We start from the raw sequence: 14,379 nt of genomic DNA, 5'->3' as shown, positions 1-14,379 counted from the left end.
AATCCTGTGGTATCCTGTAGTTTCCTTTATAATAATTACTTAAATAAAGCTTTAGGAGCTTCACATCTAATTGATTAGCAACTGCATAATTCAATTCTATTTTAACCTCCTTATTACAACTTATTTGTGTTAATAATTAGCTTTAAAAAATAGAATTATTCTATTATATTTCGTTAGACCTTATTTATTTAATTTTTGATATGAAGCTGTAAGTTCCGGGTTGAGTCAATACTTCAACATGGTTTCCTTCGGTATTCAATAATTCTATATCTGGATTATCCTTTAAAGAAACGCCATTCAACAATATTTCATTTGCAACTATTTCTGGAAATACTACTTTTGACGAAGTGTTGGGAGGAACAATAATGCTTAATTTAAACGCTCCGTTTTCCGTTTCCCATGCGCTAGATACTTTTCCGTAAGGTGTGTTTAAACTTGCAGATGCTGACTTTAGTTGTTCCCGCGGCTCTGGAGCTATCCTAATAACCTTATAACCTGCTTCTAAAGGTGCAATACCTCCAATACGCTCATACATCCATTCACCAATAGCTCCATAGGCATAATGATTTAAACTATTCATGTTCATAGGGTTGAAGCCTTCCTTTTTGCTATAACTATTCCAACGTTCCCAAATCGTGGTAGCCCCTTGGTTAATAGAATAAAACCAAGACGGATAGGTTTCATTAAACAACAGTTTATATATTAAATCTATTTCACCCATGTCATCTAAAACTTGTGATAGTAAGGGCGTACCTAAAAAGCCAGTACGCAAATGGTTATCGGCATCTTTTAACTTTCTTAACAAATTAGCTTGCGCATTTTTTTGCTTACTTTCTGGCAATAAATCGAACGCCAACGCCAATAAATAAGACGTTTGTGTTTCGGTAACGCCTTTTACTTTTCCAGTTTCATCAAAATATTTCTCGTCAAATGCCTTGGCCACAGTTTTGTATAAAGCTTCATACTTAGCTTGTTCTTCATTTTCCCCCAGTACTTGGGCCGTTTGTGCAGTTAATTTAGCTGAATGTGCAAAAAATGCAGTTCCAATCAAATTACGAGATGTGTCGCCTTTAGTATCTCCATTTTCTGGATGTGGTTGTAACCAATCTGAAAAAGACATCATATTAGAAATGTAGTTTTTTGATTTTAGTTCGTGATGAGCTACCCAATCTTTCATCATAGCAAAATTGTCTTCTAAAAAGCCAATATCGCCAGTTCTCATATAAATTTTCCATGGAATAATGGTACAAACATCGCCCCATCCCGAGCTTGCTATTTTATTACCTCGGGAATCTGGAACCGTCCAAGGTATAGCACCATTTTCAAGTTGTGCTTCACGTACACTTTGTAACCAACTGGCCCAAAAACTATACACATCTGCATTAAACATAGACGTTGGACCAAATACTTGAGCATCACCAGTCCACCCCAAACGCTCATTACGTTGCGGGCAATCTGTTGGGATATCTAAAAAATTACCTCGTAAGCCCCAAACAATGTTACTTTGTAGCTGGTTTAATTTATCATGCGAAGATGTAAACCTACCGTTATCATCAAAATCTGAATATTGTACAATACCAGTTACCCAATTTTTAACAGGTTCTTTTGAAGTATCAAACCCACTTAATTCAACAAACCTAAAACCGTGAAAGGTAAATTTAGGCATATAGCTAATGTCTCCATCTTTAGCAGCTATATAATAATCTGTAGAATGTGCGCTTCTATAATTTTTAGTATAAAAAGTACCATCTGGCGACAGCATTTCTGCAAATCTAATTTTAAGGGTATCCCCTTTTTTCATGGGTACATTTACCATAGGCACACCCACCATATTTTGCTTTAAATCAAAAATTACTGCACCATCTTTCTCTGTTATGACCTGAGGTGTTAATTCAATTTTATTCTGAACGGTTTTATGACGTTTAGGCTCAAGCTGAATCTGATTATCAATTTCTGCCTCTTCAACTTTTGCCCAATCTTTATCATCAAAATTATTAGTTGTCCAATTAGGCATTTCCTTATTCGCGTTATAAATTTCACCATCATATATTTCCGCGAATTGTAGCGGACCGTTTGTCATTCCCTTCCAACCTTTATCGGAAACAATCACTTCTTTTGTACCATCCTTCATTGTCATTTCCAACTGAGCTAATACTTTTGGTGAAATTGTATTATCCCATGGGGTTGTTCCCCATAGTAAACGCCCTGAATACCAACCAGAAGCCAGTTCAACACCAATGGTGTTTTGTCCAGATTCTATTAAATTGGTTACATCATATGTTAGTGTTTCTATGCGCTTATCATACGTTGTAAACCCTGGTGACATAGCATCATCTGAAACATTTTCTCCATTTATGGAAACATCAAAAACGCCTTTTGATGTAATATATAATCGTGCAGAAGCTATATCATTAGATAGCTCAAAACCTTTTCTTAAATATTGAGGTTTATGTATGAGTACTTTTCCTCGTCCTCTTATACTATCTTTAGCTGTATCTAAGCCAACCCATTTAGCTTTCCAATCGCTATTTTTTAATAAGCCTAATTCAAAATGATTGACTTCACTCCATTGGGACACTTCATCATCTTGGTTCCAATATTTTATTTGCCAATATGCCTTTTGGCGAGATGCTAAAGGCTTACCATCATATTTAATCCATACAGATTGATTAGTTTCTTGCTTTTCTGAATTCCATAAATCTGCATTATTAGGTAACAAATCAGGGCTACTTGCCACTACAATTTGATAAGCCGATTGACTTTTATTTAATTCAGATACAGGTAATTGCCATGAAAAAGTAGGGTTAGCATCATAAAACCCTAATGGATTTTTAAACCCTTCAGAAATTGTTAGGTTTTCTGCAGAATTTAAGGTTTCTTTTTCTGAACAGGACATCTGACTGAAAGCGACCATTAACACAAATAGTCTTAGCATATTTTTTAAAGTGAATCTGTTAATCATTTATCTGAAATTTTGTTTGAAATTTATATGTACCGGCCTTAGCCAAAATTTTGTTTGAACCTATCATTTTTAAGTCTGAATCTTCTTTAAATACCTGCCCGTTTAACATTAAATCTGAAACATCACTAGTAGGTAAACTAATTTCTGCTGTGGTATTTGGTGGAATTACCACATCAAGATAAAACATATTGTTTTCTACCTTCCATGAAGACGATGCTTCACCAAAAGTGGTATTTACTGTTGCAGCTGCAGCATTTAAAAAACTTGTGTTTGGTATTGGTGCAATTCTTATTTTCTTGTATCCCGGTTCTAAAGATGCTAATCCAGCTATACGCTCGTACATCCATTGTCCGATAGCTCCGTATGCATAATGATTAAGACTGTTCATACTTTGTGGGTTATATCCCTCGGCTTTACTGTAACTGTTCCAACGTTCCCACATGGTAGTGGCTCCTTGATTAATGGAATAGAACCATGAGGGGTAGGTTTCTTTAAAAAGTATTTTATACATCAAATCAATTTCACCCATATCATCTAAAACCTTTGGTAAAATTGGTGTGCCTAAAAAGCCTGTACCTAAATGATAATCGGCATTCTTAATTTCTTCAAGCAAGTGGATCTGTGCTTTTAGTTTGGTTTCAGCTTTAAATAAATCGAAATATATTCCTAACAAATAACTTGTTTGTGTTTGTCTTTCCTGCTTAAACCTAGCGTTTTCATCAAAGAATTCATTTTCAAAAGCATTGGCTATGTCTTTATACAGATCTTTATATTTTTTTTCATCATCTGTTTTACCTAAAACACCAGCAATTTTGGATATTAAATGTGCCGAATGTGCAAAAAAAGCGGTATTAATTAATTCCTTTGGTGTATCACCTCTATTTCCTCTTTTCAAGCTTTTAGAAGGGTAAGGTTGTAACCAATCTCCAAAAGAATGCATTATTGGTATATAAGCTTTCTTTTTAACTTTAGATTGATAGTACCCAACCCATTTTCTTGCTGATTCATAACTCTCTTCAAGTACTGTTATATCACCTGTTATATTATAAATATCCCAAGGAATAATAACACAGGCATCACCCCAACCAGAACCTCCGTTTTTGTTTTGCAGTACATCTGGCACTATAAAAGGTACCAAACCATTTTTGTGTTCAGACTGATTTTCTCTAAGACTCTGTAACCAAGCAGTCCAAAAGGCATGGGTATCATAATTAAATAAAGCTGTTGGTGCAATGACTTGTGCATCTCCTGTCCATCCCAAACGTTCATCACGTTGCGGACAATCAGTAGGAATATCAAAAAAGTTATCACGCAACCCCCAAGTAATATTACTTTGAAGTTGATTCAATTTATCATGAGATGAAGTGAATGTTCCATAAGATTCAAAATTGGAATGTTGTACTATTCCCTGTACCCAACTTGAATGAGGTTTAGCCTGTTTATCAAATCCGCTTAATTCTACGAACTGAAACCCGTGAAATGTGAATTTTGGCAAGTACTCTATTAATCCATCTTTAGAGGCTATATAATAATCTGTAGAATGTGCTGAACGATAATTTTTGGTGTAAAATCTATTATCTGATAACAACATCTCAGAAAATCTAATTTTTAAAGTATCGCCTTTTTTCATGGGAACTTTAATTTTTGGTACACCTACCATATTTTGTTTTAAATTGAAAACAACTAAATTATCTTCTTCTGAAACTATTTCTGTATCATTAATAACTGTTTTATTCTTTACGCTGCTATGACGTTTTGGCTCTAACTTTACTTCATCATCTATCTCTTCTACTTCAACAGCATCCCAAGATGTATCATTAAATTGAGAATTATCCCAATTAGGCATTTTGAAATTCGCATCATAAACTTCGCCATCATAGATACTTGCTAATCTAATCGGACCATTTGTTGTTCCTTTCCAACTTTTATCTGATACAATGGTTTTTTGAGTACCGTCCTTCATCGTTATTTCTAGCTGACATAATAATTTAGGTGAAGCAAAATTTTCGTAAAGTGCTCTACCTCTACTAATTCTTCCGGAATGCCAACCTGAAGCTAATTCTACTGCTATTACATTTTTACCTGTTTCTAAAAATTTTGTAACATCGTAAGTAATTGTTTCTATACGATGATTATAGGGTGTCCACCCCGGAGGCATCACATCGTCACTTATATCTTTTCCATTTAAATGTACATCAAAAACCCCTTTAGCGGTAATGTACAACCTTGCCGAAGCCACATCCGAAGACAACTCGAATCCTTTTCTTAAATATTGTGGTTTGTGCATTAAAAATTCACGAACACCTTTAATGCTATCTTTTGCCGTATCTATACCTGTCCATTTAGACTTCCAATCGGAATTATTAAGTAAGCCTAATTCAAAAGTGTTTATATCGCTCCACTCAGAAATAGTATCATCTTGATTCCAAAAGCGCACTTGCCAAAATACTTTTTGACGTGACTTTAATGCTTCACCTTGATAATTTACAAAAGTTGATTGTGAGTTTAATTGTTTTTTAGAATCCCATAAATCAGGATTGTTTGGTAACAATTCTATTGAAGATGCTACAATTACTTGGTAAGCAGATTGCCATTTAGTTTTTACTGAAACAGGTAGTTTCCAAGAAAAAGTTGGTTTTGAATTATAAAACCCTAAAGGATTTTTAAAACCTTCGGATATTGTAAGAGCCTTAGGTTTAAGTGTTTGAGATGTATTACATGAACTTAAAAATGTAAGTGTAAAAAAACTAATTGTTAAAAATAAATATCGAATCTTCATTGGTTATCGAAAACGTAATCTACTACTGATTTAGATTATAAATTTAATTCCTATTCCCTAGTAATATTTGTGACCGTGTTACTTAAGTTCTTTATCATTTTACTATTTGAATATACACCCCAACTCAAATGATATAAGGTATCTATATTTCCTTGTTCTTCCGGTTACTGCTTTTCTTCTAACACATCATTATTACTGTCGTCTCCTGAAAAGTTAAACAGAACAAAACAACTAAAAAAATAAACTATGTGTTTTTTCATATACCCTATTTAAAATAGATAAGCAAGATGGCTTTTTTATGGAAAAAAACTATCCTGCTCTGTCTTTTAAAAGATGTATTTTACTATAAAATACTTATATAATATATCCACTTATTAATCCTAAGAGATATCTACTTTGTAGCAAAACTCCAAACTTGCCCAATACTTGTTCCTCCTTTATCGTCTTTAACTACTACTTTAAAATAATAAGTTGATGCGGGACTTAAGCCTGTAACATCAAAAGTAGTTCCTGATTGGTTCTCAGATACTTTAGTTGTAGGTTGTGCACTAGTATCTAAATACACATCAAATGTTAAAGGATCATTATCAACGTCTGATGCTGACCAACTTAAGGTCGTACTTGTTCCGGCTATTTCAGAATCTAAAGCAGGTGCTAATAAACTTGGAGCAAATGGTATGTGATTACTAATACCCTCTCCTTCTGTTAAAAAATGACTTACGGAAGAATAGCCACTTTCTGCATATTGACTATCTACTGCCTTTATACGCCAATAATAAGCCTTACCCTTGGTTAAACTTATGGTTTTAGAATCAATAAAACTCGTTTCACTATATGCCAATGGAGAGAACGAACTATTCTCAGACACCTCAATCTTATAAGTTATTCTATTCCCTTCTGCATCTATAGAGGAATTCCATTCAAATTTTACCTCATTATTAACGCAAAGTGTATTGTTTAATGGATATACTATACTCGGTACAGTAGGTGCCGTATTTTCAGGCTCTATAATTTCGTCTTTATCACTTCCGCCACAAGATAAAATCAGTCCAAAAAATAGTGTTATATATAAATATGATTTTTTCATGCTATTTCTTTATTACTTTTACAAATACTGGTTTCTTTGAATTCACTTTCACAAAATAGACACCTTTTGGTTTGTCCTCTAAATTCAATTGCACTTTTCCGGCTTGTACTGAGAACGTTTTATCAACTATTAATTGAGAATGAATATTATAGACTTCTAAATGTATTGTTTCAATGCTATTAGGTATATATAATTCAAATAAACCGCTTGTAGGATTAGGATACGCTTTGACATTCTCAAGTAAATTGATAGTTTTTAACATTTCACCCTGGCAAGCTTCTTTACTACTAATCTGAATATTATCGCCGTGATTCACAGCAATAGAAAAGTTTGACTGATAGGTTTCAAATAGTTTTTGTCCGTTTTTAACAACCGTATATGGTGCTTCTCCAGAATCCACAGAGACTTGTGCAGATTGCTTACTCACACTAATTTTTCCTGTTAAGGTTAATGCTTCTTCTATGGTTATTTCATAACAATGACTAAAATTTTCTCCAACTACGTCAATACACAAATCATATGTTCCAGGACTTAAACCTTCAATGGTTTTGTTTTTGTTAAAATCATAATTAACTCCATTAATAGTTGCTAGATAATTATGGGTAGCAGCACCATTAATAATAAGTTTACCATTATTCATGTCTTCACAAGTTTCTCCCTTAGCCTGAATTGTAAAATTATTAGGCCCTTTAGGGTCTACCGGCACAATATCTAAATCAATAATTTGTAAATAAAGAGGCTGTGCATTTCCTGTTTTTTTCTCCATTAAATAATAGTAAACTTTACCATTCTCTATATGCACTACACCATGATCAAAAGTTTTACCACTTGTTGCTTCATAAACCCTTGTAAAGTTATTGGTTCCTCCTTCTGCCTTTTCTATAAAAATACGCTTGCTACTCGTTAGCCCAATTAGAAATATACTGTTTCCTGAAGTATATAGTGCTGCCCCACCTGCAAAATCTTCTGACGTAATAAATTCTGTTGAACCAGCTGGTTTATAGGTGTGTAAATTCTTAGTAACGTTATACTCATTATCTTTTACTTGACTTATGATGTGTACATCTTCATTCTCAGTAACTGTCCAATCAAATCCTCCAACAATATAAACTTTATCTTTCTGGGTAGTTTGCACATAATCGCCAGGTTCCATAACCTTTATAAAATCCGCATCCCATAATGGAAGACTAAAAGGTTCTTCTTTGTAATTCTTCCAACCTGTAGCGGCCGTTTGATCATCTGAATAGGCGTAGTACACGCCATTTTGATAAAGATATTTATCATCATTGTTTTGAGACCTGCGTTGAAAACCAATACGAAACTTCCCATTTACATATTTCATATCACCGTAAAGTCCCCAATTATAATCAATTCCTGGTTGGCTTCTTGCATTTAACCTATTAAAATCTGTGAAGTTACCCCAATCTCCTGTATTGGTATCGTATCTTATAAACTTATACATACCATTATTATTTCCACCTTCACGCATGAGCATAAAAAGTTCCCCACCATCATTTTGAAAAAACCTTGGATAGGTTAATGATACAAATTCTGATTGAGCAGCAGTACCTGGCATTCTTAAATGTTTATAACCTCCAGTACCATTTTGAACGAATTTGTCTAAAGTAAAATCAGCATCTGGTAACGAAGCTGCATCTTTCACTGAATATGAATATCTAAAATAGTCATTAGCTAGACTTCCATTGGAAGGTCTTGAAGCACTGTAAGCATGCATGTCATAAAGCAAATGAATTGTTCCATCTAAAGGACTTACACCTATCGCTATGGTATTATGAGATTCTCCAATCCAGTATTGATTTTGATACCCTGTGTGCCTATGCGGAAACTCAATAGTTGCCATTGTACCTGTAAGCGTATTGTAACGTGTTAACATAACATGACGGTCTGCCTTACCCCCACGATACCATGTCATAAAAACAAAATTCCCATAAGTTTTAATACAATCGCCATGTGCAGATATATTTCTGCCAAAAAAATAGTCGTAAGGAGCGCTATCACCGGTATTTGAAGCTGTGCTACCAACCTTGCTTCCATCAAAATGCAAGCCTAAATCAGTGATTTTAACTTCATTTTCCAAAACTACTTGAGCACTCATTAAATTAGAGTAACACAAAACAATCATTAGAAACAGGTTTCTGAGAATTAAATTCACTGTGATGTATTTCTTTTTCATATTCCTTTTTAATTTTCTTTGTTCTATCCTTTTAAAAAGATCAGCGGGATAAAATTACTATTGAAACACGCATAATGCATCCTGCACCGTACTGCTGAAAAACAGGAAATCCCCCACTAATTCTAAGGCATGTAAAACACTTCTTCTAAAGGAATTGAAACTGGTGAATTGTCTGGATTAGTTTCCATAATATCTGCCATAAAATCCCACCATTTTTTTACAATTTCATTATTGGCTAAATCTTGAGAACCACCTTGACCTGATACCTTTTGAAACGCAAATAATGTGCTGGTTTCTTCATCTAAAAAAATAGAGTATTCACTCACCCCATTATCTTTAAGCAATTGTCTCAATTCAGGCCATAATTGGTTATGACGTTCTTTATACGCAGCCTTTTCCCCTTCATTTAATTTCATTTTAAATGCTAGTCTTTGCATAGTTTTATTTTTGTATTCTATTTAATTGAATTTTAGAGTATTTAGATTGAAAAAAAAACATTCTACCCTAAATTAAGGATAGAATGTTTTTTAATTAAGTGTTGTAAAGTATAAAATACTATTGCTTTACTATCTTTTTAGTAAGGCTTCCATTTTCTCCTTTAAAATCTACTATATACATGCCACTTGTTAAAGCACTAATATCTAAATTAAGTGAAGATTCACCATTTAATTTTCTAGAAAGAACTTCTTGACCTAACAATGAATAAATTGCAACTTGACTAATGTTTGAAGTTAAACCTTTAACAGACAATTCATTTTTAACAGGGTTAGCAATAAAAATTGAACTAGCATCAAAAGCCTCTGTGCTTAATGCAGCTATAAAGTGGTAATCAATCACATCTATTCCTCCACCATTGAATTCTACAGGGTCACCTGCTGCAGTTGGAATTACACCATATCTTGAATTAGTACCCGCTGGTGCTTGTATAAACAATGCATTGTTTCCAGTTGCTGGATTTGATCCACCAGAGTCAGGATCCCCGTTTGCATCTACTTTAGCTTTTCTTCTTTGGAACTGATCCAAACCAGACCAATCACCTGCTGAAACCACTTTTGGAAGTCTTTGTTCAACAGTAATGGTAACATTTGGATAACCTGCATCAGAAGCTATACACATGGTCCAGTCAAGTCCGCCAGCTTGTGAAGTAATTTCCATCAATCCCGTAGAAGCTGGTGATCTATGGTCCACTATAGCCCAAACTTGAGTTGGATCATCGCCTGGTAATTCTGTTTGCCATTCTAAAGCACCGGTACCACCATTAATTGTCATAAATAAATTAGTACCTCTTGCACCTATTTTATATGTACCATTTTCAGTCCATAATATAGGTTGAGCATCTACTTGAGACCCAAACATGACTAGTAATAAAAATGCAGAAATTTTTAAAGTAATTTTTTTCATAATTGTTTATCTTTTAGTTTGTTAGTTTCACACCAACTGGATTAATAATGTTTAAAATTACACACTATACTTATTTTTTGTATCCTGTACCTACCTGCTGTGTGCTGCACTTTACTGTTTAGCATCGGGAAACTCTTTAAATATGTGGTATTATCGATTTTTTTTAAACTAATTTTTACGTGTTTTTCAATAAAAAAGGGATGCTTTTATAAATGTTTTTTTCTATTATATTTCAAAAAAAAAGAGAGGAGTTGAACTCCTCTCTTTAAACATTCAGCTAACTAAATTCCAATTTTTATCTCACCTCAAGAGTTACTTTTTGTAGATCTTTTTCTAAAGAAGAATTTCCAACAGAAATGGTAAAAGTGCCTGGTTCCACAACCTTTTTCATCTCTTGATTTAATACATTTAACTCTTCAAAACCTAAATCAAAACTAACCGTCTTAGTTTCTCCCGGTTTCAGAGTAATACGTTTAAAGCCTTTTAACATTTTAAGATACCTGCCTACAGAAGCAAAATCATCACGAACATACAATTGTACAACTTCATCGCCTTCTCTTTCACCTGTATTTGTAACATCTACTGAAACTGTTGTGGTTCCATTTATATCTATACTAGTATTTTTAAGTTTAGGTCCGCTTATTTTAAAAGTTGTATAACTCAATCCGTATCCAAAAGGAAACAATGGTGACTTATCACTAAATCGATACTTTCCTTTTCCAGATCCAATAAAGTCAGGACGCTCCAAATAAGTAACAGGAACTTGTCCAACAGAGCGTGGAAAAGACATTGTTAGTTTACCTCCCGGGTTTACGTCTCCAAAAATTACATTTGCTACAGCATCACCTGCTCTCATGCCGCCATACCACGTTTCAAGTACAGACGGTATATTTTCGGCGATGTAGTTTATGCTCAACGGACGACCATTAACTAGAACAACAATTACAGGCTTTCCTGTTTTGTGAATGGCCTCTACTAATTCATTTTGTACGCCATACAAATCAAGATCAGAACGGTCTCCTCCTTCACCACAGGTTTTATGAGAGCTACCCACAACTAGAACAACAGCATCCGATTTTTTTGCAGCAGAAACCGCCTCAGAAAACCCTTCTTTTGAAAAACTATTAATATCACAACCTTTAGCGTAGTTTATTTTTACTTTATCGCCAACTTTATTTTTTAAACCATCTAGAATTGAAACATAATATGGTGGTAATCCTGAATACCCACCCAATAGTTTATACGTTCCTTTTTTAGGTCTTTTTTCGTGGGCATTAGGCCCAATGACAGCTAATGATTTTATTTTTGATAAATCAATTGGTAAGAGGTTATTATCATTTTTAAGCATGATAGTAGATTTTTCAGCAATTTCCAATGCAAACTCACGGTGTTCTTCACGACCTGCATTTACTGTTTCCTCATCAATTTCTTTTTGCTCTGTATCAAATAAACCTAGTTTATATTTTGCGGTTAAAATTCGTGATGTAGCTTTGTCTATGTAAGGCATCAACGAAGGGTCTTGCATTACTGTATCCTTCAAAACGTTAGCGTGATACGTTGCTAATTCAACGTTCTTCCCAATTACCAAGTCCATATCAACACCTGCTTTTAAACCTAAAATAGCCGCTTTAGTTCTGGTTTCAGAAATAAAATGCATCGTTTCTATTCTCCCTACATCATTATTATCAGATACAATAAAACCGTCAAAACCTAGCTCATCTCTTAAGATATCTTTTAACAACCAAGTATTCATATGACATGGAATTCCGTTATAATCTTGATGACCAGGCATTACAGAACCTACCTGTGCTTCCTTTACTGCTGCCTCGAACGATGGCAAGTAAACCTCACGTAAACGACGTTCAGACATATCACTAAATCCACCATTTATACCACGTCGGTTTTCTGGATATCCAACAAAATGTTTAGCTGTTGCAATGACATGATTTTCATCAAATTGCTCATCACCTGTACCTTGTAAACCTTGAATAAATGCAACGCCCATTCTCGAAACTAAATAAGGGTCTTCACCATACGATTCTTCAACACGACCGTAACGCGCATCTCCTGCGTAAACATCTAAATTAGGTGAGTAACAATGGGTAACACCTAAAGCCCGTGCTTCTAGTGCAGTTTGAGACGCCATTTTTTTAATGAGTTCTGGTTCCCAAGTTGATGCACAGGCTACCGCTTGCGGATAAACTGTTGTATTACCGTAGTAATCAAGTACAAGCCATAATCCATGTAATGCTTCTCCATATTTCATAAATGGGATTCCCAGTCTGTCATTTGCAGGAGCATCCTGAGTCATTTCAGCTATTTTTTCATCAAGCGTCATTTCACTTATAAGCTGCTCTACTTTTTTAGCTATTTCAGAATCCTTTTGATTAACTTCTTTCTTATCATCTTTTGAATTACAGCAAAAACAAGCGAATGTAATAATGCTGATAAATAATAATTTTTTCATGGGTTATTTTCTAGTTTGTATTAATTAAAAGTTTCGAATCCCTGGAACAATTTTCAGATTAAGTTCTTCTTTATCAAAAGGCCATTTTAAAATGATTAGTTTTTGGCTTTTTTCATCCCAAATATAATCTGAAGGATTTGTGCCTATTGGTGCCCTATATGTTTCTAAACCAACATTTTTTAAAGGGTTGTAATACAAGATAAAGTCCTTATTTATAATGATTGAAAAACCATCTGGATAATGTCTGTTAGCGCCAATAAATATTTTTGAGGGTCCTTTACTATTATCAGATTTAATATTTAAATTAAGTGTTCGGGTGGCATGATTAAATAAAAAAGACTGAATATCTCCTGCTATTGATTGAGGAAAAGGTCTGGAAATCACATCGGTTATATATTTTCTTTCTACGGTACCAGCATCTGTACTATCACTAAAAATGGACCATGTTGAAGGGCCTCCTGAAAGAAAATGTTGCATGGTGCGGTTTCCTAAAAACCAAGCTTTGATGGAACCTACACCCATGAGGTCAAAAACTTCGGCTGTCCTAATATATAATTCCCTATATTTTAATTGCCCTAGCTTTCCTTCAATTAACGTATCTGTAGTTGCAAAAGTTGGAAAACCCCACTCTCCAATTAATATGGGAGCTTTTAACATATCTGATTCTTTATCGAACCTATCCATATTACGTTTTATATAGTCGATATTATCTTGGTAAATATGTGGCGCAAAAATGATGTTTTCTCTATTTATCGGTGCTGTAATTTCGGCATATTGATTATTATCTATTTTCTCTCCTTTATTCATGAAAATAGACTGAAATAATATCTTCTTGTTTGAATTAATTTTTTGGCTTTCGTAAATTATTTTTTGGTAAAGCGGAATCAAGTATTGCTTGGTTAAATCGGAATACGAAATGTCCATAGTTAATTTGCGTGGTTCATTTACCACATCGTAGCCTAATACAGATGGGTCTTCTGCATACCTATTCCATATTACTTTCCAAGCATCTATATAAGTATTATACTCGTTCTTTTTATTTTGCCAGAAGGTTTCCCATTTAAATTCATCTACCCCATAAACAGTCATTTTAAAAACTGTTTTTATACCAGAATTTCTTCCCATAGCTACCAATGAATCCAATTTTAATAGATACTTTGGTTCTAGTTGGCCACCTGAAAAATCACTTAATTTTCCTAATTCTAAACGTACTACCTGAGTATTAGCACCCATTCTAACCATACGTGCATAATCATCTGAATTAAAAAACACTTCTCCACCACCATCATTGGTATTTACCACAAAGCCTCTTGGTATTATATGTCTGCCTAATTCATCTCTAAGTCCGTGCTTTATTTGGGAAAGAACATTTAACGAACTTAATATACAAGCTATAAGAATAAATTTAAACTTCATGAAGATATGTCTGAAATCCAAAATTAGTATCCAAGTTTATTCTTTTTGTCCTGTACTGTGCTGCATTGAGCTT

8 protein-coding genes are annotated in these 14,379 nt (G+C 34.1%); all 8 read right to left on the bottom strand.

Annotated features, from left to right (window positions below; translation table 11 throughout):
- Nucleotides 1-184: 184 nt before the first annotated feature.
- The 8 genes from FUA22_RS06620 to FUA22_RS06585 all read right to left on the bottom strand — a co-directional run bounded on the left by FUA22_RS06620 (nucleotide 185) and on the right by FUA22_RS06585 (nucleotide 14,306).
- Complete coding sequence (locus FUA22_RS06620; protein WP_241664771.1) at nucleotides 185-2,962, bottom strand: alpha-L-rhamnosidase; 2,778 nt, start codon at nucleotides 2,960-2,962, stop codon at nucleotides 185-187.
- Nucleotides 2,955-5,741, bottom strand: a complete 2,787-nt coding sequence (locus tag FUA22_RS06615) for an alpha-L-rhamnosidase (protein ID WP_147767107.1) — start codon at nucleotides 5,739-5,741, stop codon at nucleotides 2,955-2,957. The genes FUA22_RS06620 and FUA22_RS06615 overlap by 8 nt, the downstream gene beginning before the upstream one ends.
- A gap of 391 nt (nucleotides 5,742-6,132) precedes the next feature.
- Nucleotides 6,133-6,828 carry a fibronectin type III domain-containing protein gene (locus tag FUA22_RS06610; protein WP_147767106.1) on the bottom strand — a complete coding sequence of 232 codons (696 nt, stop codon included), beginning with the start codon at nucleotides 6,826-6,828 and terminating at the stop codon, nucleotides 6,133-6,135.
- A 1-nt stretch (nucleotide 6,829) separates the two neighbouring features.
- Entirely contained in the window at nucleotides 6,830-9,022 is a 2,193-nt protein-coding gene (locus FUA22_RS06605; protein WP_147767105.1) for a BNR-4 repeat-containing protein, read from the bottom strand.
- A gap of 122 nt (nucleotides 9,023-9,144) precedes the next feature.
- Nucleotides 9,145-9,459 (bottom strand): L-rhamnose mutarotase, encoded by a 315-nt coding sequence (gene rhaM / locus FUA22_RS06600; protein WP_147767104.1) that lies wholly within the window; start codon nucleotides 9,457-9,459, stop codon nucleotides 9,145-9,147.
- A gap of 118 nt (nucleotides 9,460-9,577) precedes the next feature.
- Nucleotides 9,578-10,423 carry a T9SS type A sorting domain-containing protein gene (locus FUA22_RS06595; RefSeq protein WP_147767103.1) on the bottom strand — a complete coding sequence of 282 codons (846 nt, stop codon included), beginning with the start codon at nucleotides 10,421-10,423 and terminating at the stop codon, nucleotides 9,578-9,580.
- Nucleotides 10,424-10,718: 295 nt separating this feature from the next.
- Nucleotides 10,719-12,890 carry a beta-xylosidase gene (locus tag FUA22_RS06590; RefSeq protein WP_147767102.1) on the bottom strand — a complete coding sequence of 724 codons (2,172 nt, stop codon included), beginning with the start codon at nucleotides 12,888-12,890 and terminating at the stop codon, nucleotides 10,719-10,721.
- A 24-nt stretch (nucleotides 12,891-12,914) separates the two neighbouring features.
- A complete protein-coding gene (locus FUA22_RS06585) occupies nucleotides 12,915-14,306 on the bottom strand; it encodes a cellulase family glycosylhydrolase (protein WP_241664770.1) in 1,392 nt (463 codons plus the stop codon).
- Nucleotides 14,307-14,379: the final 73 nt, after the last annotated feature.

This window comes from Seonamhaeicola maritimus (assembly GCF_008056315.1).
Classification (GTDB): Bacteria; Bacteroidota; Bacteroidia; order Flavobacteriales; family Flavobacteriaceae; genus Seonamhaeicola; species Seonamhaeicola maritimus.
The sequence above is the reverse complement of the archived record's forward strand: the minus strand, read 5'-3'. Positions and strand labels throughout refer to the sequence as shown.